Raw genomic sequence first — 22,560 nt, forward strand, 5'->3', positions numbered from 1 at the left:
AGAAAAGCCGCCTCTCCGGGAAATGTCCGGGAGCAGCGACAATCAGGGTTTACTTGGTTGAATTGGCACCGGCTGGTAACACGGTTATGACCAAATGGAAAGCCTTTTGCTTACAAGTTTCAGTTACCGCTAAGAATTAGCGTGATAGACCGCATAGGACATGTACCCGTCCCGAGGGGAGATAATGCGAAAGTCGTATAAGCGCGTTCCGTTGATCCGCCGTTCCAGAGCGATGTGGATGTCGCCACGGCTTTGGAAACCAAGGCTCGTTTTCTGGTGCGGCGCGCTCGCCATCGGCATCATCAGCGTCGGTTTTGCAGAAGCCGCCGATATCGCGCAGGATTGGTTCAAGGCGTTGACGGACGGCACCGGCGGCAATGTCTGGCGCGCATGGCTGCCGCTTGTGATCACGCCGCTCGGCTTCATGGCTTGCTCATGGATCGCCATTGCCTGGTTTCCGAATTCCGGCGGCAGCGGTATTCCCCAAGCCATCGCGGCGCGGCATCTCGACGATCATCAGGACCGGTCCCTGCTTCTCTCCATTCGCGTTGCAGTCGGCAAAATACTGCTGACCGTCGCCGGTCTTTTCTGCGGCGCATCCATCGGGCGCGAAGGCCCGACGGTACAGATCGGCGCATCGATCATGCTGCAATCGGCGCGGATCGGCGGCATGGAACAGGCGCGCGGGCTTATCCTTGCCGGATCGGCCGCCGGTATCGCCGCCGCCTTCAACACGCCGCTGGCCGGGATTGTCTTCGCGATTGAGGAAATGGGCCGCGCCTATGCGGCGCGCACCAACGGGCTGGTGCTGTCCGCCGTCATTCTGGCTGGTCTCGCCTCGCTCGGTCTGGTCGGCAACTACAATTATTTCGGCATGACCACCGTTACGGCAACGACCGCCCGCGACTGGGTTCTGGTCGTCGCCTGCGGCGTGATAGGCGGCGCTTTCGGCGCGGTTTTCAGCGCGCTTGCGCTCAATCTGGGGCGGCGTGTGCGCCGCCATGTGCAGAAGGTGCCGCTGCGCAACGCTGTGTTGTTCGCCGGTATTTGCGGTCTTCTGGTCGCGATTATCGGCATCGCTTCAGGCGGCGCGACGTTCGGCACCGGCTATGATCAGGCGCGCGGCGCGGTCGAGGGCGCGGCCTTGCCGCCATTCTATTTCGTTGAAAAATTCGTCGCCGGTTTGCTTTCGATGATTTCGGGCATTCCGGGCGGCATTTTCGCCCCGTCGCTTTCGGTCGGCGCAGGTCTCGGCAGCACCATCGGCCTTGTGCTCGGCACCAGCGCGAGCCTTGCCGCCGTGCTGGGCATGGCGGGTTATTTTGCCGGCGTCGTGCAGGCCCCGATGACGGCTTTCGTCATCATTCTCGAAATGACCGGCAATCATAACAATGTCATTCCGCTGATGTGCGCCTCAATGCTCGGTTACGGTACGGCGCGGCTCATCTCCAACGAGCCGCTCTATCATGCCCTGTCGCGCACCTTCGTGGCGGATGTGCTGCGCCAACGTCGCGCACGCGAAAAGAATGCGCTTTCGGAGTAAAGCGTTCAATGGAGGAGAAAACTGTTTATGGATCGCAGAACATTCGGCAAATCGCTTGCGGGGCTGGGAGCAATGCCCTTTGTCGTCAGCGCGGCATCGGCAGCGAGCACGGGAGGAAAGAGCATGCTTGAACTTATGGGCGGAAGCATTTCGGATGTACCAGGGATCAAGCTTGGCCATCACACGCTGACCAAGCGCCCGACCGGCTGCACCGTTCTCTTATGTGAAGAAGGCGCTTCGGCTGGCGTCGATGTGCGCGGCTCCGCGCCCGGCACACGCGAAACGGACCTGCTCGATCCGATCAATTATGTGCAGCAGGTGCAGGCCATTCTCCTGTCCGGCGGCAGCGCCTACGGTCTGAGTGCGGCGACCGGCGTCATGCGCTATCTGGAAGAAAACAAGCTCGGTTTCAAGATCGGCAGCGGCGTGGTGCCGATTGTGCCAGCCGCCATCCTGATGGATCTCGGCGTCGGCGATTTTTCGATCCGCCCCGATGAGGAAGCCGGCTATCTCGCCTGCAAGGCGGCCAAGGCGGAAGCCTCCGGTGAAGGCAATATCGGCGCTGGCGCTGGCGCGACGGTCGGCAAGATGTTCGGCAAGGATTTCGCCATGAAGGGCGGCCTTGGCACGGCAAGCTACACGGTGCCGGGCACAGAAATCGTGGTTGGCGCAATCGTTGCCGTCAACGCGGTCGGCGATGTCTATGCGCCCAGTTCGCGCCAGATTCTGGCCGGTGCGCGCACCGAGGACGGCAAGGGTTTCCGCGATACGATGCAGGCCATCATGCAAGGCCACGGCGTCGTCAAATCCGGCGGGGCCAACACGACCATCGGGGCGATTGCCACCAATGTGCCGTTCAACAAGGCGGAACTGAAGAAGATTGCAGGCATGGCCCATGACGGCTTTGCGCGCACCATCAATCCGATCCACACCATGTGGGACGGCGACACGATTTTCGCCCTCTCGACAGGCAAGGCCAAGGATGTGGAAGCGGACGTGACCGCCATCGGCGCCATCGCTGCAACGGTCATGGCGGATGCTGTCGCGCGGGCGATCGTTAACGCTGAAAGCCTTAACGATTTGAATTTACCCGCCTATAAGGATTATCACCCGCAATAGGGTAGATAACTTTGCACCATTGAGGGGATCGGTCCTGTATCGAAATAAGGTTATAAGATATCTGGCCATGCTCGATGGTGCAGTTTCGCAAGAAGGCAGAGTGAAGGCATGAGTGGCAGTTCCCTTAAATTTGGCACCAGCGGTCTCAGGGGATTGGCGGATGAGCTGAACGGCTTGCCCGCCTATGCCTATTCGCTCGCCTTTGTGCGAATGCTCGCCGAAAGCGGCAAGCTAAAAAAAGGTGCGGAGGTTTTCGTCGGACGTGACCTTCGCCCGTCCAGCCCCGACATTGCCGCGCTTTGCATGGCAGCCATTGAAGACGCTGGCTTTACGCCGGTGAATTGCGGTGTGCTGCCCACCCCGGCACTCAGCTTTTACGCCATGGCGAAACAGGCACCCTCCATCATGGTGACGGGAAGCCATATTCCCGACGACCGCAATGGCCTGAAATTCTATCGCGCCGATGGCGAAATCGACAAGACCGACGAACAGGGGATCAGCGCGGCCTATGCCGCCCTGCCCGCAGACCTGACCGCCCGTCATTTCAGCAATGATGCACAAAGTGATGCCGCGACCAGCGCCTACGAGAAACGTTATATCGATTATCTGGGCCGCGGCGCGCTCAAGGGCCTGCGCGTCGGCGTCTACCAGCACTCGTCGGTCGCCCGCGATGTTATAACGGATATTCTGACCGCGCTTGGCGCGGAAACCATTGCCATTGGGCGCTCCAACACTTTTGTGCCCGTCGATACCGAGGCATTGCGCCCGGAAGATATCCGGCTTCTCGACCAGTGGGCCAAGGAAAACCGCCTTGACGCCATCGTTTCCACGGATGGCGATGCGGACAGGCCGCTGATTGCCGATGCAAGCGGCCAGTTCGTGCGCGGCGATCTCGTCGGCGCAATCACCGCAAGCTGGATCGGCGCGGATACAATCGTCACGCCGGTCACGTCCAATGCGGCACTGGAAGAATGCGGGCGTTTCGCCCGCGTTGTCAGAACCCGCGTCGGCTCGCCCTATGTCATCGAAGGCATGCACCGTGCCAAGTCCGAGGGTGCAAAGATCACCGTCGGTTTCGAAGCCAATGGCGGCGTGCTTTTGGGCAGCGACAGTACCCGCAAAAGCCACACGCTGTCCGCGCTGCCAACCCGCGACGCACTTTTGCCGATCCTCGCCTGCCTAAGCGCGATCAAGGAGCAGGGCAAGCCGCTTGCGGAAATCGGCGCGGCTTTCAACTTTCGCATTGCGCTTAGCGACCGTCTGCAAAATGTTCCGCAGGAAAAGAGCGGCGCGTTTCTCGCCATCCTCAAGGATGAAGCGGGGCGCAAGGCGCTGTTTCCGTCCAATGATGCGATCATCCGGTCTGAAGCCATTGATGGCGTCAAACTGTTCTTCCATTCCGGCAATGCCGTCCATTATCGCGCTTCCGGCAATGCGCCGGAATTACGCTGCTATGTGGAAGCGGCCAATGAAAACCAGGCCGCCGAACTTCTGGCCATGGGCCTCGATATCGCCCGCAACGCAACAAAGGATGCCTGAGCAATGAGCTTTATTCCTGTCATCATCAGCGGCGGTTCCGGTTCAAGGCTCTGGCCGCTTTCGCGCGATGCTCACCCCAAGCCCTTCATCGAATTGCCCGACGGCAGCACGCTGATCGGTAAGACCTATAACCGGGCGGCACGGCTTGAAGGCGTCGATCACATCCTGACTGTCACCAATCGCGATTTTCTGTTTTTGACGCTCGACGCCTATGCGGACGCCAAGGCACCCAAGACCGATAATGCGTTTCTGCTGGAGCCGCTGGGTCGCGATACCGCGCCTGCGGTAGCACTCGCCGCCATGCATGCCGCCGCGACATACGGCCCCGATGCCACGCTTCTGGTGATGCCTGCCGATCATCTGATCGAAAACGAGCCCGCCTTTGCGGAAGCCGTCCAAAAAGCACAACAGCTTGCCGAAACCGGTCGCATCGTGACATTCGGCATTGTGCCGGATCACCCGGAAACGGGTTTTGGCTATATCGAGGCGGACGGCGTGGACGTGCTGCGCTTTGTCGAAAAGCCGGATGCGCAAACCGCGCAGGCCTATGTCGAGAGCGGACGCTATTTCTGGAATTCGGGCATGTTCTGCTTTACCGCGAGAACCATGCTGGAAGCGATGCGCGCCCACGCGCCGGAGATTTTCAACGGCGTGCAGGCCTCGCTTGAAAATGCGCGACGCGGCGTCAATGGCGACACCAAGACAATCGAAATTCCAAAGGACGAGTTTGCCGCGACCCCGGCCATTTCCATCGATTATGCCATCATGGAGAAGGCCGACAATATTGCCTGCATTCCGGTTTCCTGCGGCTGGTCGGATATCGGCTCCTGGGCGGCCATGGCCGACCTGATAAATCCGGACGCGGACGGAAACCGCCTGCGCGGCGAAACCGTTCTGGAAGACACGACCAATAGTTTCGTGCTGTCGGAGACCCGGCTGGTCAGCCTTGTCGGCGTGCACGACCTTTTAGTCGTCGATACACCGGACGCGCTGCTCGTCGCCCATCGCGACAAGGCGCAGGATGTGCGCAAGGTTTTCAACCGTCTGCGCGCCGATGGCCACGAAGCCGCCAAGCTGCACCGCACCGCCCATCGCCCATGGGGCACCTACACCGTGCTGGAAGAGGGCGACGGCTTCAAGATCAAGCGCATCGAGGTGAAGCCCGGACGCCGCCTCAGCCTTCAGGCGCATCATCACCGTTCTGAACACTGGATCGTCGTGTCCGGCACCGCCAAGGTGACCAATGGCGACCGGGAAATTCTGCTGACCAACAACCAATCGACCTATATTCCCTGCGGCTTCAAGCACCGTCTGGAAAATCCTGGCATTCTGCCCCTGGTGTTGATCGAAGTGCAGAGCGGCGAATATCTCGGCGAAGACGATATCGTGCGGTTCGACGATATTTACGGTCGGGTATAAAAGACCAGCGCCGACGAAGTTTTCTCCGTCGGCGCTTGTTTGAATTCAATCAGTTGAAAGCGCCGCTGTCGCTTTTGCTTTCCGGGCGTTCCGCCGCGACCTTCTGGCGATAACCGCTGGCGCGATAGGCGGCAATCGGTTCGATCGCCCCGCCGGTGCGGCGGCGCGCTTCGGCCAAAATCGGCTCGACATCGGTGCGATAAGCGCGTTTCAGCGTATCCGACGCCATCAGCGCATCGTTTTCCTGCTGATAGGTTTCCAGCGCCTCGCGGTCTACCAGCAGCGCTTGCGCATAGGCGCGGCGGATTTCATTTGCCGACGAAATAAGGCTCTCCAGCGGATCGGTCACATTGTGCGACTGGTCGATCATATGGGCCGGATTGAAATCCTTCACGCCGCGATAATCGGCATCGACCAGCTCGTTGAACACCAGAAACAGCCGATAGGGATCGATGGAACCGGCGTCGAGATCGTCATCGCCATATTTGCTGTCGTTGAAATGGAAACCGCCGAGTTTGCCGAACTGCATCAGCCGCGCCACGATCATTTCGATATTGGTGTTGGGCGCATGATGGCCAAGATCGACCAGACATTGCGCTTTGGGACCAAGCGTCGAGGCGATCAGATAGTTTGTGCCCCAGTCCTGAACCACCGTCGAATAGAAGGCCGGTTCATACATCTTGTGTTCGGAAAACAGCCGCCAGTCGTCGGGCAGAGCCTTGTAGATTTCGCCCATCGAAGCCAGATAGCGCTCGAAAGCACGGGTGAAATTCTGCTGGCCGGGGAAATTGGACCCGTCGCCGAGCCACACCGTCAGCGCCTTGGAGCCGATGGTATTGCCGATCTCGATACATTCGAGATTGTGCTCGACCGCCTGCGCCCGCACCGCCGGATCGACATGGGTGAGCGATCCGTATTTGTAGGACAGTTTTTGGTCAGCCGAATCCGAAAACGTGTTGGAGTTCATCGCGTCGAAGCCGAGACCAAGCGCTTCGGCATGGGCTTTCAGCTTCTTCGGATCGGTCTTGTCCCACGGGATATGCAGCGAAACATTCGGCGTCGCACGCGAAAGCTCGTTGATGACGGCGCAATCGTCCAGCTTGTCGAAAATGCCGCGCGGCTCGCCCTTGCCTGGAAAACGACCGAAACGGGTGCCGCCCGTGCCCGTACCCCATGACGGCACGGCGACGAAATAGCTTGCCACCTTGTCGGTGATGGTGTCGATCTCGATGCCGCGGCGCGAAAGCTGTTCGCCCAGCGCCTGATAATCGCTTTTCAGCGCATTTTCGAAACCGGAATTATGCTCGGCGATAAAATCCGCCGAAATACGTTGATCGGACATGGTTCCTCCCAGAATGTCCTCATTATACGGTCAGCGCGGAAAGCTCTGCTGGTTCCCGGCATCGACATTGATGATGTTACCGGTTGATTTTGCCGAAGCGTCGCTGGCGAGGAAATAGATCGCCTCGGCAATATCTTCCGGCAGCACATTGAGCTTCAACAGCGACCGCTTGCGATAATGCTCCTCCAGCTCCGAAACGTCGATCTTGGAGGACGCCGCGCGCTGTTCGCGCCACTCGCCATCCCAGATCTTGGAACCGCGCAGAACTGCATCCGGATTGACCACATTGACGCGGATACCGGCATCGGCACCTTCCAGCGCCAGACAGCGGGCCAGATGGATTTCAGCAGCCTTGGCCGTGCAATAGGCGGACGCATTGGGCGATGCGGCCAGACCATTCTTGGAGGCGACGAACACCACATTGCCGCCGATCTTCTGGCGGCGGAACAGACGGAACGCCTCCCGCGAAACGAGGAAATAGCCGGTCGCCAGAATGTCGATATTGCGGTTCCACATCGACAATTCGGTCGCTTCGACAGGAGCCGATGACGCAATGCCTGCATTGGAGACCAGAATGTCGATGCCGCCGAGTTCAACGCTGGCCTCGACAAAGGCGTTTGCGACGCCCTTTTCGTCGGTCACGTTCAGTTCGACGCTGCGCACCTGATCAGCGCCAAAACGCTTCGATAGATTGGCGTGAGCGGATTTGAGCGATTCTGCGTCAATATCCGCCAGAACCACGCAAGCGCCCTCGCCCGCCAGCCGCTCGGCGGTGGCATAGCCGATGCCGCCAGCGCCACCCGTGATAAGCGCAATGCGCCCGGCAAGGCTTTTCGGCTTCGGCATGCGTTGCAGCTTGGCTTCCTCAAGCAGCCAATATTCGATGTCGAAGGCTTCCTGTTCCGGCAGTCCCTGATATTCGGACACGGCAGATGCGCCGCGCATGACATTGATCGCATTGACATAGAACTCGCCGGCGATACGCGCTGTCGCCTTGTCGCGGGCAAAGGACAGCATGCCGACGCCGGGGATCAGGAAAATCACCGGATTGGGATCGCGCATTTTGGGCGAATTGTCGTGTTTGCAGGTCTCATAATAGCGCTTGTAATCGGCGCGATAGGCTTCGAGCGCATCCTCAAGCCCGGCAACGATGGCGTCCACATCCGGCTTGGCCGGATCGAAATTGACGACCAGCGGGCGGATTTTGGTGCGCAAAAAATGATCCGGGCAGGATGTGCCCAAAGCGGCCAGCGGGCGCAGTTCCTTCGCATTCACGAATTCCAGCACCGCATCCTGATCGTCGAAGTGACCGAGCTTACGCTCTTCCTTGCCGATAAGACCGCGAATTTCCGGCATCAGTCGCGCTGCAATGGCGCGGCGCTCGGAGGCCGCGAGACTTTGTGTGACAGCACCGCCGAAAGCGGGTTTGCCTGCCATCTTCTGGTCCAGCCATTCAATGGCTTTGTTGATGATGGCGAGCGTGGTTTCGTAACAGGTCTTCGCATCATTGGCCCAGGTGAAAAGCCCATGACTTTCAAGAACAACGCCTTTGGCCTTTGGATGCGCCTTGACGAAAGCCTCAAGATCGAGACCGAGCTGGAAGCCCGGGCGACGCCACGGCAGCCAGCCAATATCGTCACCGAAAATCTCGGCCGTCAGCTCGCGGGAATTCCTGGAGGCAGCAATCGCGATGATCGCATCGGGATGCATGTGATCGACATGGCTGAAAGCGACAAAACCATGCAGCGGCGTATCGATGGATGCGGCCCGCGGATTGAGGTTGAAGGTGCAATGCGGCAGGAAGCCGACCATGCGGTCCTCATCCTCGACGCCCTTATAGATGCCTTTCAGCGCATCGAGCTTGTCCTGATAAAGCGTGGCGAAACCGTCGAGCTTGATGGTGCCCACATCGCCGCCCGAACCCTTGACCCAGAGAACTTGAACCTTTTCGCCGGTCAACGGATCGATTTCCTCGACCTTGGCAGAGGTGTTGCCGCCGCCATAATTGGTGATGCGCTTGTCTGACCCGAGCAGATTGGAGCGGTAAAGCAGCTTTCCCGGCTCATCCAGCGTTGCCGCCTTGGCGTCGTCCCAGCGATTATCGAGCAGCCGATTGCTGTCCACCATGTCATCCTCCCAAGTCTGTATGGCCAATCGCGTCGCGCACCTTCCCATGCGCGAGCGATCATGTTGGCGGCAGATATGACGCATGAAACGAAATACTGTCAATCGCAAACAATCATAACCGATCAAATATTTCACGCATGTGCGAATTATTGATTGTTTGTGATTGACATGCGCCACCAATTTGAGAATAGATGGAAGCAGGAGGAGCCATGCACGAAAGAGAGCGCCACCGCATCATCCTGAGCGCTGTTCAGGAAAAGCCGGTGATCACCATTCAGGATCTGGTGGAATTGACGGAGGCGTCGGAAGCGACCCTTCGGCGCGATATCGCATCGTTGCATATGCAGGGCCGCATCAAGCGTGTGCGCGGTGGAGCGGAAGCCATCCATCCGCCGCAGTTCGGCAGTCTGGCCGGGCGTCCCTTCAAGGTTTCGGAATCCGAAAATGGCGACCGCAAGCGCGCCATCGCCCGTGAAGCCGTGGCGCTTTGCGATGAAGGCGACAGCATCATTATCAATGGCGGCTCCACGACATTCCAGATGGTGCATTATCTGACGGCGCGCCGCCTTCAGGTGCTGACGAATTCCTTCGCCATTGCCGAACATCTGTTGCGGCAGTCGAAAAGCACGGTGATCGTGCCCGGTGGCGCGATCTATCGCGACCAGAGCCTGATCCTTTCGCCTTTCGACAATGACGTCATCCGTAATTTTTACGGTCGGCGCATGTTCATGGGCTGTCAGGGTATCAGCCCGCTCGGCGTGATGGAATCCGACGCACTGATCATCCAGAGCGAACAGAAACTGATGGGCCAGGCGGACGAGCTCGTCCTGATGGTCGATTCATCGAAATTCACCCGCCGTTCCAGCCTCATCCTTTGCCCGCTCGACCGTGTCAGCACGCTGATCACCGATGACGGCATTTCCGATGAGGCGCGGCGGATGGTGGAAAATGCGGGTATCCGGCTGATTGTAGCGCAGGCTTCCGCAAATGCCGGCAAGGGTGGCGAACAGGGGGATTCCGCCGAGGTTGCCTGAGCCAACTCTATTATCATCCCGGCCAATGCCGGGATCGTTGTGAAAATATGTCTTTATACTGGGAGGAATGAGACATGAAACTTTTCAAGAAACTCGCACTCGGTACTGCGCTGGCCGTCGCCTTCATGGCCGCCCAAGCACAGGCCGCCGACATCAAGATCGCGCTCGTCGCGAAGTCGCTCGGCAACGGCTTCTTTGAAGCCGCCAACAAGGGTGCGCAGGAAGCCGCCAAGGAACTGGGCGGCGTTGAGGTCATCTATACCGGCCCGACCACCACGACCGCCGAAGGCCAGATTGAAGTCATCAATTCGCTGATCGCCCAGGGCGTCAACGCCATCGCCATTTCCGCCAACGACCCGGATGCGGTCGTACCGGCGCTGAAAAAGGCCGCCCAGCGCGGCATCAAGGTGATTTCGTGGGATTCCGGCGTGGCTCCGGCTGGCCGTATCGTGCATTTGAACCCATCGTCCAACGAGCTGATTGGCAAGATGTGCCTGAAGCTTGTTGCCGACCACCTGCCAGACGGCAAGGGTGATTTTGCGATCCTGTCGGCCACCACCACCTCGACCAACCAGAATATCTGGATCGGCGAGATGAAGAAGCAACTGAAGGACTTCCCCGGCCTCAATCTGGTCACGACCGTCTATGGCGACGATCTTGCCGACAAGAGCTATCGTGAAGCACAAGGCCTCCTGAAGTCGAACCCGAACGTCAAGGTCATCGTGGCGCCGACCACCGTGGGCGTTCTGGCTGCTTCGCAGGCCGTGAAGGATGCGGGCAAGATCGGTGATGTCTATGTGACGGGCCTTGGCCTGCCGTCTGAAATGGCTGGCGCCATCAAGTCGGGCGCGACCAAGGAATTCGCCATCTGGAATCCGATTGATCTCGGCTATTCCGCAACCCAGATCGCCTATCACCTCGTCAAGGGTGATGCCGATGGCAAGCCGGGTTCCGAAATCGATGCCGGACGCATGGGCAAGATCAAGATCGGCGAAAACGGCGAAGCCGCGATGAGCGATCCTTTCGTCTATGACGAAAAGAACATCGACCAGTTCTCCAAGGTCTTCTGATCGGAAAGCGCATCCCGAAAGGATGCGCATTCATGAAAAGAGGCGGCATTCGCTGAACGGATGCCGCCTCCCATTCCCCGGATTCGATTTCAGGTGTCTGCAATGAATGCAGCTTTTCTCTCAAGCGGTGATTCCAGCGGTGAGCAGACGGTGCTTGCCCCGACGGATCAGCCCATTCTGGAAATGCGCGGCATTGCCAAGACATTTCCCGGTGTGCGTGCGCTCGATGACGTCAATATCGCGCTCTATCCCGGTAAGGTAACGGCATTGATCGGCGAGAACGGCGCGGGCAAGTCCACGCTCGTGAAAATCCTCACCGGCATTTATCAGCCCGATGAAGGCGAAATCCTCATCGACGGCAATCCGGTGCATCTGGCGACCGCACAGGATGCGACCGATCACGGCGTAACGGCCATTCATCAGGAAACCGTGCTCTTTGACGAATTGTCGGTGGGCGAAAACATCTATCTCGGCCATGCGCCGCGCACGAAACTCGGCTTCGTCAACTGGAAGGCCGTCTATGCCCGTTCGCAGGCGCTGCTTTCCTCGCTGGAAACGACGGTCGATGCCCGGATAAAGCTCAAGGAACTTTCCATCGCCCAGCGCCATCTGGTCGCCATTGCTCGCGCGCTGTCGGTGGATTCGCGCATCGTCATCATGGACGAGCCGACCGCGGCCCTGTCGCGCAAGGAAGTGGACGACCTGTTTCGCATCGTGGCGCGGCTGAAAGCGCAGGGCAAAGCCATCCTGTTCATCAGCCACAAATTCGATGAAGTCTACGAAATCGCCGATAATTATGCGGTTTTCCGCGACGGACACGCCGTCGGCCACGGTACGCTTGCCGATACGCGGCAGAACGATATCGTGCGTATGATGGTCGGGCGGTCTGTCGATCAGGCCTTCCCCAAGCAGAATGTCACCATCGGCAAGCCGGTGTTGAAGGTTGAAAACTATTCGCACCCGACCGAGTTTCGCGACATTTCCTTTGAGCTGCGCAAGGGGGAAATTCTCGGCGTTTACGGCCTTGTCGGCGCGGGACGCTCGGAATTCGCACAATCGCTGTTCGGTATCACCAAGCCATCGCGTGGCCGTGTGACGCTTGAAGATCGCGAGATCAGCATCCGCCGCCCCGGCGACGCGGTGGCGCATGGCATTGTCTATGTGCCGGAAGAGCGCGGACGCCACGGCGCGGTGCTGCAACTACCGATCTTTCAGAATGTTTCGCTGCCGTCGCTCGCCCGCACCTCGCGCAATGGTTTTTTGCGCATGGCCGAAGAACTGGCGCTGGCGCGTAAATATGCCGAGCGCTTCGACCTGCGCGCCGCCGCCCTTTCCGTCCCGGTCGGAACGCTGTCTGGCGGCAATCAGCAGAAGGTCGTCATCGGCAAGTGGCTCGCCACAAATCCGAAGGTCATCATTCTCGACGAACCGACCAAGGGCATCGATATCGGTTCCAAGGCCGCGGTTCACGCCTTCATCAGCGAACTCGCCGCCGAGGGTCTCAGCATCATCATGATCTCGTCGGAACTGCCGGAAATCATCGGCATGTCGGACCGCGTGATGGTCATGCGCGAGGGCCTGATGGAAGGCGTCTTCGAACGCGCAAGCCTCGACGCGGAAGTGCTGGTGCGCGCCGCCACGGGCAATGCCGAGGAGGCTGCGGAGTAGATCATGAAACAATTGCCGAAACAGCGGGAACTCCTGCTCCTCGTCATCATCGCGCTTCTGGTGGGCCTGTTCGCCAGCCGCGCGCCGGGCTTTGCCAGCGTCGGCAATCTGGCGGGCATCTTCAACGACACGTCGATCCTGATCATCATCGCGCTCGGCCAGATGGCGGTTATCCTGACCAAGTCGATCGATTTGTCGGTTGCTGCCAATCTCGCCTTTACCGGCATGGCCGTGGCGATGCTGAACGCGACCTATCCCGGTCTGCCGCTGGTGCTGCTGATCGTGCTTGCCATCGGCATTGGCGCTGTTCTGGGCGCGATCAACGGCATTCTCGTCTGGAAGCTCAACATTCCGGCGATTGTCGTCACGCTTGGCACGCTCACCATCTATCGCGGCATGGCCTTTGTGCTGTCCGGCGGCGCATGGGTGAATGCGCACCAGATGACAGCGCCCTTTCTCAACACGCCACGCACGCCTTTTCTCGGCCTGCCGCTCCTCGGCTGGACGGCAATCCTGATCGTCGCGCTCGTCTATGTGCTGCTGACGCGGACATTTTTCGGACGCGCCCTTTATGCGTCCGGCGGCAATCCGACCGCCGCCGTCTATACCGGCATCGATGTGGGTCGCACGCGCTTCTTTGCCTTCGTGTTGTCGGGGGCCCTCGCCGGACTATGCGGTTATCTCTGGGTGTCGCGCTATGCCGTCGCCTATGTGGATGTGGCCGCCGGTTTCGAACTCGACAGCGTTGCGGCCTGCGTCATCGGCGGCATCTCGACGCTTGGCGGCATCGGCACGGTAGCCGGTGCGGTTCTGGGCGCGCTGTTTCTCGGTGTCATCAAAAACGCTTTGCCGGTTATCGACATTTCACCCTTCTGGCAGATGGCGATTTCCGGTTCCGTCATCATTCTGGCGGTGATTTTCAATGCGCGGCAGGAAAAGCGGCGCGGACGCATCATCCTGCGCGATAAGGCCGCGAAGACTTATGAGGAGGTTGCGGCATGAGCGAGACCGATACCAACGACCAGCGCCGTCACATTCCAGACCGCCTAGGCACGCCCTTCTCGCGCATCTTCGCCAGCTGGGAAATGCTGCTGCTTGGCGTGGCGATTGCGATCTTCATCGCGAATTCCTTCGCCTCGCCCTATTTTCTCGATGCCTGGAACCTCTCCGACGCCACGTTCAACTTCACGGAAAAGGCGCTGATTGCCTTTGCGATGACGCTTCTGATCATTTCCGGTGAAATCGACCTCTCGGTCGCCGCGATCATCGCGCTTTCCTCGACGGCCATGGGCGCGGCCGCGCAGGCGGGCGTCGGCACGCCGGGTCTGGTCGCCATCGGCATCGGCACGGGCCTTGTCTGCGGCGCGATCAATGGCGGGCTGGTGGCCGGGCTGAAACTGCCATCCATCGTCGTGACCATCGGCACGATGAGCCTTTTCCGCGGTATTTCCTATATCGTGCTCGGCGATCAGGCCTTTGGCGGCTATCCGGAAAGCTTTGCCTATTTCGGACAGGGCTATGTCTTCTGGGTGATCTCGTTCGAATTTGCGCTGTTCGTTCTGTTCGCTGTGCTGTTTGGCGTTCTGCTGCATGCCACCAGCTTCGGACGCCGCGTCTATGCCATCGGCAACAATGAATTCGCGGCGCGCTTTTCTGGTATTCCGGTTGAAAAAACCAAATTCGTGCTGTTCCTGATGACCGGCGTGATGAGCGGTATCGCTGCCGTCTGCCTGACCTCGCGCCTCGGCTCCACACGCCCGTCCATCGCGCAAGGCTGGGAGCTGGAAATCGTCACCATGGTCGTGCTGGGCGGCGTTTCGATCCTCGGCGGATCAGGCACCATTGTCGGCGTGGTGATTGCCGCTTTCGTGATGGGCCTCGTGACCTTCGGGCTAGGCCTTCTCAATGTGCCGGGCATCGTCATGTCGATCTTCATCGGCCTTCTGCTGATTATCACCATTTCGCTGCCGATCCTGATCCGACAGTTCAGAGCGAGGCGCACGGCATGACGACGGAACGCTATGCATTTCGCATGACGCTCAATCCCGGCATGGAGGCCGAATATCGCCGCCGCCATGACGAAATCTGGCCGGAACTGGTAGAACTTCTGCACACGGCAGGCGTGTCGGACTATGCCATCTATCTCGATGAAGAAACCAATAGCCTGTTTGGCGTGCTGACGCGCAGCGCCGGACACGGCATGGCCGCCCTGCCCGACCATCCAGTGATGAAAAAATGGTGGGCGCATATGGCCGATATCATGGCGACGAACCCTGATAATTCGCCAGTTTCCGTCGATCTCAAGCCAGTGTTTCACATGTCATGAAGCGCATCGCCATTCTCGATATCGGCAAGACCAATGCCAAAGTCGTCATACTCGATGCGGCAGGCGGCGAGGAAATTGCCGCGCGCCGCATGCCGAACACTGTACTTCGCGACGGCCCCTATCCGCATTATGATATCGAGGCGCTATGGCGCTTCTTTCTGGCAAGTCTCTCGGAATTTGCGCTGGAGCCGGGTTTCGATGCCATTTCCATCACCACGCATGGCGCATCGGCGGCCCTCGTTGCTGAAGACGGCACGCTGGCAATGCCGGTACTCGACTATGAGCTTGAATATCCAGCCGAGATTCGTGCCGCCTATGCAGCCATAAAACCGGACTTTCGCGATACTTTTTCGCCGACCCTGTCGCTTGGCCTTAATCTCGGTGCGCAGCTTCACTATCTGAAAACGGCCTTCCCCGCCGATTTTGCGCGCACGCATTTCATATTCACCTATCCGCAATATTGGGCCTGGCGTCTGACCGGCATTGCCGCGTCAGAAGTCACGTCGCTTGGCTGTCACACGGATTTGTGGCTACCGAAGCAATCTGCTTTTTCGGCGCTTGTCGACCGTCTGGACATTCGCGAAAAATTCCCGCCGCTGCGCTCCGCCTTCGACGCGCTTGGGCCGCTGATGCCAGCGATCGCGATGGAAATAGGACTGCCCTTGCCCGTTACGGTACATTGCGGCATTCACGATTCCAATGCTTCGCTGCTCGCCCATCTGATGGATCGCGAAGGCGCGTTTTCGGTGGTTTCGACGGGCACTTGGGTGGTGAGCTTCGCCGTGGGCGGCAATCTCGACGGGCTAGACCCAAAACGCGACACGCTGGCCAATGTCGATGCCTATGGCTGTACCGTGCCTTCGGCGCGTTATATGGGCGGGCGCGAATTCGATCTGATGACCGAAGGGCTGCAAAGACCCTCCCCCACCGAATACGATGCCCTTGCCGCGCAGATTCTGCATCACGGGATCATGGCTCTGCCTTCCGCCGTTCCGAACTGTGGCCCTTTCCCCAACACGCATCTGCGCTGGCGCAATGCGGATCAAGCGAGCGATGCAGAACGTTATGCTGCCGCCTGCATCTATGCCGCGCTGATGACTGAAAGTTGCCTTGGCCTATTGGGCGCTAAGGGGCCTATTGTGGTCGAAGGCCCTTTTTCCGATAATCCCATTTATCTGAAAGCATTGGCGAATTTCTCGGGTCGCGAAGTCGAAGCCATTGCCGGATCGACGGGAACGGCCACCGGCGCCGGGCTTCTGGCGGGTGCGACGCCGAAGGAAAAGCACGGCAGAACCTATCAGCCGGATAATGACGCTTCCGGCAATGTCTATACCGCTTATCGCGCGCAATGGCTGGAAGCCGTCACGCCGCAAGCAGCGCACTGACTGGCAACGCCCACTCCCAACAAGTTGTCACGTGATTGTGAAATCGCGGGCCGCTGCCTGCGATCCAATTCGCTTGCCATATTCAAGACACTTGTCATAAGCTACAAATAATAAGTTAGCTTATAAATAAGTGGGCATACAAGTGACGGACACCCGCGTTCTCGGTTTTCTGTTGCATGATGTGGCCCGCCTTCTTCGCAAACGTTTTGAGCAGCGCGCACGCGGAACTGGCCTGACACGGGCCCAGTGGCAAACGCTGGCTTTCCTCTCGAAGAATGACGGGATCATGCAACGCAGTCTGGCTGATCTGCTGGACGTGGAGGCTATAACTCTCACGCGCATTCTCGACCGGCTCGTTGAACAGGGATTTGTCGAAAGACGACCCCACCCGACCGATCGGCGTGCGCATCTGATTTTCATATGCGAGGCGGCTATGCCGCTTCTGGAAGTTATGCGCGAACTCGGCGGCCAGACGCGGGCCGAGTCGCTTGAAGGTGTTTCGCAGGCGGAACAGGAGCAGTTGATCCAGACCCTCCTGTCGATGAAAGACAATCTCTCCCGGGCTTGCCGGACTCCCGTAAGTCCTGAAATCGTCAACGAAGATACAGATCATGACTGACACGTCCAATATCGTAAAACATCCCGCCACTATCGAACGGGATGAGCCTGAAGCACGTCGGGAAACCTGCGCTGAAAGCACGGGTCCGACCGCACAGCCGCAAGCGGCCACCGACGCGGCCCAAAAGCCCGCCGCAAGCGAGATTGCCACTCACCGCCGGTTAAGGCGCCGCCGCATGATGTTTTCTCTTCTGCCGCTGGCGCTTGTTGTCGGCGGCTATTTCTACGTTACTGGCGGGCGCTATGTTTCGACGGATAATGCCTATGTGCAGGCCGATATGGTGGGCATTTCGACCGATGTTTCGGGCCTTGTCGCTGGTATTGACGTGCATGAAAACGAGCTGGTCAAAGCCGGACAGGTGTTGTTTCGCCTGAAGCCGGATTCCTTTGCCATTGCGCTTGAAGGCGCTCAGGCCGAACTCGGCCATGTGCGCAATCAGATTCTTGCGCTTCAGGCCAGCTATCAGCAATCGCTTGCTGAAATCACGCAGGCCGAGACCGATCTGCCCTTCTATCAGGCGACCTTCAAGCGGCAGCAGGATCTCGTGGCGACCAGCGCGTCATCGCGGGCGACTTTCGATCAGGCGAAACACGACCTCGATGCCGCCAAGCAGAAGGTTGCCGTGGCGAAGGCGCAGGCCCAGTCGGCAATGGCCGAGCTCGGCGGCAATGCGGACCAACCGGTGGAGCAAAACCCGCTTTTTCTACAGGCCAAGGCCAAGCTCGATGAAGCCCAGCGCCAGCTTGATGACGCGACTGTTCGCGCGCCCTTCGACGGCATCGTCACCAATGTGAACAGCTTGCAGGTCGGCTCCTATCTGCAAGCCGCGCAACAGGCTTTTTCGCTCGTTTCGTCCGATCATCTCTGGATCACCGCCAATCCGAAGGAAACCGAATTGACCGGGATCGAACCCGGCCAGCCGGTGACGATCTCGGTCGATACCTATCCCGATGCCCGCTGGGAGGGCAAAGTCGCCAGTATCAGCCCGGCTTCGGGTTCCAGCTTCTCGCTGCTGCCGGCGCAAAACACGTCCGGCAACTGGGTCAAGGTCGTGCAGCGCATCCCCATGCGCGTCAGCATCGACAATAAGAATGGCCAACCGCCGCTGCGTGTCGGCATGAGCGTGAATGTGGAGGTCGATACCGGCCATCCGCGCGGTCTGCCGCGCTTCATTACCAATCTCTTCGGTGGTGGAAACCATGTCTAACGTCGCCATTTCCGGCGCGTCCATCGTCGCACATCGCGGCGCGATCACCGCTTGCGTCATTCTCGCGGTTATCATGCAAGCGCTGGATACGACGATTGCCAATGTCGCTCTGCCCTATATTCAGGGCAGCGTTTCGGCAAGCGCCGACCAGATCAACTGGGTGCTGACCTCTTATATCGTGGCGGCTGCGATCATGACGCCACCGTCCGGCTTTCTGGCCGCCAAATTCGGTCGCAAGCGCGTGTTGCTGGCGGCTATTGCGGGCTTCGTGCTGGCCTCGGTGCTATGCGGGCTTGCACAATCCCTGCCGCAGATTGTCGGTTTCCGGCTGTTGCAGGGCCTGTTCGGCGCTTCGCTGGTGCCACTGTCGCAAGGCATTCTGCTCGATATCTACACGCTGGAAGAACGTGGCTCCGCCATGGCACTTTTCGGCGTTTCGGTGATGGTCGGCCCGGTTTTGGGGCCTGTCATTGGCGGCTGGCTGACTGACAATATGAGCTGGCGCTGGGTTTTCTACATCAATGTGCCGATTGGTGCGCTGGCTTTCGGTGGCATCATGGTCTTTGTGTCTGAAACCAGGATAGACCGGACGGCGCGTCTCGACTGGACCGGCTTCGGCCTGCTCAGTCTCGCCATTGCCTCGCTGCAATTGTTTCTTGACCGCGGCGAGCAGATGGACTGGTTTTCATCGAGCGAAATCGTCATCGAGTCGCTGGTATGCGCGGCAGCCCTTTACCTGCTTGTGGTGCATACATTCACGGCAGAAAATTCTTTCGTCAAACCGCAGCTGTTTCTCGACCGCAATTTTGCGGTGAGTATGCTCTTCATCTTTATCATCGGCGTGACCTATCTGGCATCGCTGGCGCTGATGACGCCATATCTCCAGACCTTGATGGGCTATCCGGTGACGACAGCCGGCATCGTGATGGGACCGCGCGGCATGGGCACCATGGCTTGCATGTTTCTGGTCGGCAAGCTGATTGGCCGTATGGATTCACGTTATCTACTTTTGACCGGTCTCGGACTGACGGCCTGGGCCATGTATGAAATGACGGGCTGGACGCCCGATGTTTCGCAGTGGACCATTGTGCGGGTTGGTTTCATTCAGGGCGCAGGTCTGGGCTTCCTGTTCGTGCCCCTGACCACGATTGCCTTTTCCACCCTCCCCGCGCATCTGCGCGGCGACGGCACCGGCCTGTATAATCTGTCCCGCAACATCGGATCGAGCGTCGGCATATCGATTGTTGCAGCGCTGCTGACGGAAAATGTGCAGGCCAACCACGCCGCTATCAGCGCCTATGTCACGCCATTCAATCATAATTTCGATGGCGCTGTCGTTTCACAATATCTCAATCCGACAACAGCTGCCGGACGCGCGCTTCTGGACAATATCGTCACCGAACAGGCGACAATCATTTCTTATATCGATGATTTCAAGCTGTTGATGCTGATGTCGCTTCTGGCGATGCCGCTCGTTCTTTTGCTCCGCAAGCCAAAGGTTGCGCAGGAAGTCGATCACAGCATCGCCATGGAATGAGATGAACGCTTACAGCTTGGCGAACTCGATATAGAAATCGTGAACGCCGGAGGCCAGAAACTGCACGGCAATGCAGGTCAGGAGAAAGCCCATGATCTTGGTGATCGCCTGCATGCCGTGATCGCCGAGCATTCTTTCGAGGAACGTTGCCGATGACAGCGCCGCATAAGCGATGCTGACCGTCAGCAGAATGGCCACGATCACGATAATATGGCCGATGATGGTGTGTTCGGCGGGAATTTGCGAACCAAAACTCATCACCACGGCAATCGACCCCGGACCCGCAAGGCTGGGCATGGCAAGTGGCGAAAACGAATAATCGATTTCCGCCTTCTTGATCTCGGAAGGCTCGACATTGACCTCCGACGAAGTGTCTTCACCAGAGAAGATCATCCGCAGCGCCAGGATCATGATGATGATGCCGCCTGCGACCCGGATGCCCGGAAGCGAGATATTGAACAGCGCGATGATCCCCTGCCCCAGCAGCAAAAATGCCGTCAGGATCGAAAACGCGTAGATACAGGCTTTGACGGCCTGTTTGCGCTTGTTCTCCACGCTCATCCGCTTGGTCAAAGCCATATAGAGCGGAATTGTCGTGAGGGGGTTCATGATCGGCAGAAGACCGATGAAAACGATGGAAACATATTTGATGAAATCGATAGTCAAATTCACCGCACGGATACTCCGTTCTCAAATATTACGGTTGTCGGATGAGACGCCCTTACTTGGCTATTTGACCTACTCGTCAGTGGCCAGTCTTGGAATAAAGCGCGGCGTCTTCTGGTTTTGTAACGCGAAAGTCAGGACCTGAAACAGAACCGCTGTAGACCAGCCGAAGAGCAAAACGCCATTCATTGCGGTCATCGGACCCATGAGATGCCAGCGTGCGAGCGGAACTATATCTCCATATCCGAGCGAGGTAAAATTCACGAAAGCAAAATAGAGCGCGTCTGCCCCGGCGGGTATGGCGAGAACCATGGTATAGGACGCCGACCATATTATGATTTCGATGACCTGTGTTGCCAGCAAAACCGACGCGGCAACCGACATTGTCGATATCAGCGCCAACATAGCGTATTTCCGCAGGGATTTATGGAGAAGTCGCGTCGTCCTGATAACCAGGATTGTTGCTAAAGCATGCAGAACAACATTGATCAGACCTATGGTGCTTCCAAATGCAAGTTGTTGAAATATTAGGAACATATAATATCTTCCTTTGTTTCCTTGTCTTGCGTAGCACTAAGCACTTTCGGTATCGATTACTCTCCTTTTCCGCCTCTTAGAAACGTTATATTTGATAAATTTGCTGTTACTGCCTATTGGGCGCGGCGTTGTGCATTCAGCGCGGCCAGCATCATCGGCTTGATCGAAAAACCACTATCCGCAGCCTTTTCCGTCAATATCCGCAGATAACCGCCTGCCGATCGAATCTGATCATAACGCTGGAGAATATAGGCAATTGCGATGGCCGTATTATAGTTTCCAAGCGTCTTTTTAGCCAAATCATAAAGTTTGGCGTCAATCCCGATGAAACTGCGGACGGTTTCTGCGGCATTCATCAGTCCATGCCATTGGCGGATCGGGCTCGATGAATAGGCTTCAATCTCTGGACAGGCGCGCAGAACCATATCGAGAGAGACCGTCGGTTCTGGTTGCGCCTTGTCGGTTATCATCCGGCGCTGGTCGATTTGTGAAACGCTGTCCTTTTCAAAATAGGAATCTGGATTCGATTCAATTTGCTGCCGCTCATTTTGAGACTCATTGCCGCTCAAATTTTCGATATTTTGCTGAATATTCAACAGCTTATTGATTTCGACCGAAAGTGTCTCCATTGCGGCGACCAACAGAGCCAGCTCATCGCGTTCCGCACGGCGTGGAATCGTATCGACAATGGCTCGGAAGCGCTGGTTGATTGCTGACCAGTCACCGGAAAGGTTTTCCGTCATGGCAAATTCAATCAGCTTGGCGATATCGCGACGCAGCAAGGTCAAGCGTTCACGTTGCTCGCGCAAAGCAGCCTTTTCGGCCCTCACCTGCTCGGCGGACGTTTCGAGTTCTTCGGCGCGCAACAGCAAAGGAGCGAGCGAAAAGCCGAATGCAATTTGCAACTCGCCGCCTTTGGCCCGACGCGCATAACGCTTGCCGTTCGGACTGTCCTGACGCGTGATGAAACCGGCATCGACCAGCGCGCCGAGATGACGCCGCAATGTAGCGTCCGCCATGCCATGGGCACGCAACGCCAATTGCTTGTTGGATGGAAAGACGATCAGGCCTTCATTGGCTTTGAGATGATTGTCCGGATGAAAGGACAGCAATGCTGACAGAACCGCCAGCGAGCGATCATTCAAACCATAGATCGTCTTTGCTTCGCACAGCCAGCGATGCATCTGCCACTTATCGACGGCAAGGTCTTGCGGCATTTGTCGTGCATTGCGTTGCGCTGCCAACAAGGCAGCGGTCATCGGTCGACTGCCAAACGGCGTCGAAGCCAAATGCATCTCCATTTTCTTTCACCTTCCACAAGGCAAAAGAAATCCACCCGCCGAAAAGACGCTTAAGACACTTGACAGTGATTCGTGGATTTGCGATTCTCTAGCTGCTAAACCAATGAGAAGGGCTTCCACG

19 protein-coding genes are annotated in these 22,560 nt (G+C 58.1%); 14 read left to right on the forward strand and 5 right to left on the reverse strand.

What is annotated here, in order from left to right; genetic code table 11:
- Window positions 1-184: 184 nt before the first annotated feature.
- The 4 genes from HWD97_RS01820 to HWD97_RS01835 all read left to right on the forward strand — a co-directional run bounded on the left by HWD97_RS01820 (window position 185) and on the right by HWD97_RS01835 (window position 5,620).
- Window positions 185-1,543, forward strand: a complete 1,359-nt coding sequence (locus HWD97_RS01820; RefSeq protein WP_109367931.1) for a chloride channel protein — start codon at window positions 185-187, stop codon at window positions 1,541-1,543.
- Between the two features lie 27 nt (window positions 1,544-1,570).
- On the forward strand, window positions 1,571-2,662 hold the full coding sequence (locus HWD97_RS01825; RefSeq protein WP_109367932.1) for a P1 family peptidase: 1,092 nt from the start codon (window positions 1,571-1,573) through the stop codon (window positions 2,660-2,662).
- A gap of 108 nt (window positions 2,663-2,770) precedes the next feature.
- Window positions 2,771-4,201: a phosphomannomutase gene (locus HWD97_RS01830; protein ID WP_109367933.1), complete on the forward strand. Its 1,431-nt coding sequence runs from the start codon at window positions 2,771-2,773 to the stop codon at window positions 4,199-4,201.
- Window positions 4,202-4,204: 3 nt separating this feature from the next.
- Window positions 4,205-5,620, forward strand: a complete 1,416-nt coding sequence (locus HWD97_RS01835; RefSeq protein WP_109367934.1) for a mannose-1-phosphate guanylyltransferase/mannose-6-phosphate isomerase — start codon at window positions 4,205-4,207, stop codon at window positions 5,618-5,620.
- Window positions 5,621-5,669: 49 nt separating this feature from the next.
- On the opposite strand, the gene rhaI is transcribed toward HWD97_RS01835, so the two are convergent.
- On the reverse strand, window positions 5,670-6,962 hold the full coding sequence (rhaI, locus tag HWD97_RS01840) for an L-rhamnose catabolism isomerase (protein ID WP_109366809.1): 1,293 nt from the start codon (window positions 6,960-6,962) through the stop codon (window positions 5,670-5,672).
- 30 nt (window positions 6,963-6,992) lie between these two features.
- Window positions 6,993-9,089, reverse strand: coding sequence for a bifunctional rhamnulose-1-phosphate aldolase/short-chain dehydrogenase (locus tag HWD97_RS01845; protein WP_109366810.1), 2,097 nt, complete (start codon window positions 9,087-9,089; stop codon window positions 6,993-6,995).
- 209 nt (window positions 9,090-9,298) lie between these two features.
- Between HWD97_RS01845 and HWD97_RS01850 the strand changes: the two genes are divergently transcribed.
- From HWD97_RS01850 to HWD97_RS01895, 10 genes are all read left to right on the forward strand, one after another.
- On the forward strand, window positions 9,299-10,123 hold the full coding sequence (locus tag HWD97_RS01850) for a DeoR/GlpR family DNA-binding transcription regulator (RefSeq protein ID WP_109366811.1): 825 nt from the start codon (window positions 9,299-9,301) through the stop codon (window positions 10,121-10,123).
- A 74-nt stretch (window positions 10,124-10,197) separates the two neighbouring features.
- Window positions 10,198-11,193, forward strand: a complete 996-nt coding sequence (gene rhaS, locus HWD97_RS01855) for a rhamnose ABC transporter substrate-binding protein (protein WP_109366812.1) — start codon at window positions 10,198-10,200, stop codon at window positions 11,191-11,193.
- Window positions 11,194-11,295: 102 nt separating this feature from the next.
- Window positions 11,296-12,861 (forward strand): sugar ABC transporter ATP-binding protein, encoded by a 1,566-nt coding sequence (locus tag HWD97_RS01860; RefSeq protein ID WP_167836088.1) that lies wholly within the window; start codon window positions 11,296-11,298, stop codon window positions 12,859-12,861.
- Window positions 12,862-12,864: 3 nt separating this feature from the next.
- Window positions 12,865-13,863 carry an ABC transporter permease gene (locus tag HWD97_RS01865; RefSeq protein WP_109366813.1) on the forward strand — a complete coding sequence of 333 codons (999 nt, stop codon included), beginning with the start codon at window positions 12,865-12,867 and terminating at the stop codon, window positions 13,861-13,863.
- A complete protein-coding gene (locus tag HWD97_RS01870) occupies window positions 13,860-14,870 on the forward strand; it encodes an ABC transporter permease (RefSeq protein ID WP_109366814.1) in 1,011 nt (336 codons plus the stop codon). The genes HWD97_RS01865 and HWD97_RS01870 overlap by 4 nt, the downstream gene beginning before the upstream one ends.
- A complete protein-coding gene (gene rhaM, locus HWD97_RS01875; protein WP_109366815.1) occupies window positions 14,867-15,187 on the forward strand; it encodes an L-rhamnose mutarotase in 321 nt (106 codons plus the stop codon). The genes HWD97_RS01870 and rhaM overlap by 4 nt, the downstream gene beginning before the upstream one ends.
- A complete protein-coding gene (locus HWD97_RS01880) occupies window positions 15,184-16,572 on the forward strand; it encodes an FGGY-family carbohydrate kinase (RefSeq protein WP_121538396.1) in 1,389 nt (462 codons plus the stop codon). The genes rhaM and HWD97_RS01880 overlap by 4 nt, the downstream gene beginning before the upstream one ends.
- 142 nt (window positions 16,573-16,714) lie before the next feature.
- On the forward strand, window positions 16,715-17,191 hold the full coding sequence (locus HWD97_RS01885) for a MarR family winged helix-turn-helix transcriptional regulator (RefSeq protein WP_121538398.1): 477 nt from the start codon (window positions 16,715-16,717) through the stop codon (window positions 17,189-17,191).
- Entirely contained in the window at window positions 17,184-18,398 is a 1,215-nt protein-coding gene (locus HWD97_RS01890) for an HlyD family secretion protein (protein ID WP_371834623.1), read from the forward strand. Before HWD97_RS01885 ends, HWD97_RS01890 begins: the two co-directional genes overlap by 8 nt.
- Window positions 18,391-19,935, forward strand: coding sequence for a DHA2 family efflux MFS transporter permease subunit (locus HWD97_RS01895; RefSeq protein WP_121538402.1), 1,545 nt, complete (start codon window positions 18,391-18,393; stop codon window positions 19,933-19,935). Before HWD97_RS01890 ends, HWD97_RS01895 begins: the two co-directional genes overlap by 8 nt.
- Window positions 19,936-19,944: 9 nt before the next feature.
- Here the strand turns inward: HWD97_RS01895 and HWD97_RS01900 are convergent, their stop codons facing one another.
- The 3 genes from HWD97_RS01900 to repC all read right to left on the reverse strand — a co-directional run bounded on the left by HWD97_RS01900 (window position 19,945) and on the right by repC (window position 22,439).
- Window positions 19,945-20,607, reverse strand: a complete 663-nt coding sequence (locus HWD97_RS01900) for a MarC family NAAT transporter (protein ID WP_109366820.1) — start codon at window positions 20,605-20,607, stop codon at window positions 19,945-19,947.
- Window positions 20,608-20,673: 66 nt separating this feature from the next.
- Window positions 20,674-21,006: a potassium channel family protein gene (locus HWD97_RS01905; protein WP_235858967.1), complete on the reverse strand. Its 333-nt coding sequence runs from the start codon at window positions 21,004-21,006 to the stop codon at window positions 20,674-20,676.
- A 245-nt stretch (window positions 21,007-21,251) separates the two neighbouring features.
- Window positions 21,252-22,439 carry a plasmid replication protein RepC gene (gene repC, locus HWD97_RS01910; protein WP_121538406.1) on the reverse strand — a complete coding sequence of 396 codons (1,188 nt, stop codon included), beginning with the start codon at window positions 22,437-22,439 and terminating at the stop codon, window positions 21,252-21,254.
- Window positions 22,440-22,560 lie beyond the last annotated feature (121 nt).

This window comes from Ochrobactrum sp. C6C9 (assembly GCF_022627935.1).
In the GTDB taxonomy this organism is placed as follows: Bacteria; Pseudomonadota; Alphaproteobacteria; order Rhizobiales; family Rhizobiaceae; genus Brucella; species Brucella teleogrylli.

What these genes read in the sequence shown, in the direction of transcription:
- HWD97_RS01820 (WP_109367931.1), top strand. Translation starts at nt 185, where the DNA reads ATGCGAAAGTCGTATAAGCGCGTTCCGTTGATCCGCCGTTCCAGAGCG.
- HWD97_RS01825 (WP_109367932.1), top strand. Translation starts at nt 1,571, where the DNA reads ATGGATCGCAGAACATTCGGCAAATCGCTTGCGGGGCTGGGAGCAATG.
- HWD97_RS01830 (WP_109367933.1), top strand. Translation starts at nt 2,771, where the DNA reads ATGAGTGGCAGTTCCCTTAAATTTGGCACCAGCGGTCTCAGGGGATTG.
- HWD97_RS01835 (WP_109367934.1), top strand. Translation starts at nt 4,205, where the DNA reads ATGAGCTTTATTCCTGTCATCATCAGCGGCGGTTCCGGTTCAAGGCTC.
- rhaI (WP_109366809.1), bottom strand. Translation starts at nt 6,962, where the DNA reads ATGTCCGATCAACGTATTTCGGCGGATTTTATCGCCGAGCATAATTCC.
- HWD97_RS01845 (WP_109366810.1), bottom strand. Translation starts at nt 9,089, where the DNA reads ATGGTGGACAGCAATCGGCTGCTCGATAATCGCTGGGACGACGCCAAG.
- HWD97_RS01850 (WP_109366811.1), top strand. Translation starts at nt 9,299, where the DNA reads ATGCACGAAAGAGAGCGCCACCGCATCATCCTGAGCGCTGTTCAGGAA.
- rhaS (WP_109366812.1), top strand. Translation starts at nt 10,198, where the DNA reads ATGAAACTTTTCAAGAAACTCGCACTCGGTACTGCGCTGGCCGTCGCC.
- HWD97_RS01860 (WP_167836088.1), top strand. Translation starts at nt 11,296, where the DNA reads ATGAATGCAGCTTTTCTCTCAAGCGGTGATTCCAGCGGTGAGCAGACG.
- HWD97_RS01865 (WP_109366813.1), top strand. Translation starts at nt 12,865, where the DNA reads ATGAAACAATTGCCGAAACAGCGGGAACTCCTGCTCCTCGTCATCATC.
- HWD97_RS01870 (WP_109366814.1), top strand. Translation starts at nt 13,860, where the DNA reads ATGAGCGAGACCGATACCAACGACCAGCGCCGTCACATTCCAGACCGC.
- rhaM (WP_109366815.1), top strand. Translation starts at nt 14,867, where the DNA reads ATGACGACGGAACGCTATGCATTTCGCATGACGCTCAATCCCGGCATG.
- HWD97_RS01880 (WP_121538396.1), top strand. Translation starts at nt 15,184, where the DNA reads ATGAAGCGCATCGCCATTCTCGATATCGGCAAGACCAATGCCAAAGTC.
- HWD97_RS01890 (WP_371834623.1), top strand. Translation starts at nt 17,184, where the DNA reads ATGACTGACACGTCCAATATCGTAAAACATCCCGCCACTATCGAACGG.
- HWD97_RS01895 (WP_121538402.1), top strand. Translation starts at nt 18,391, where the DNA reads ATGTCTAACGTCGCCATTTCCGGCGCGTCCATCGTCGCACATCGCGGC.
- HWD97_RS01905 (WP_235858967.1), bottom strand. Translation starts at nt 21,006, where the DNA reads ATGTTGGCGCTGATATCGACAATGTCGGTTGCCGCGTCGGTTTTGCTG.
- repC (WP_121538406.1), bottom strand. Translation starts at nt 22,439, where the DNA reads ATGGAGATGCATTTGGCTTCGACGCCGTTTGGCAGTCGACCGATGACC.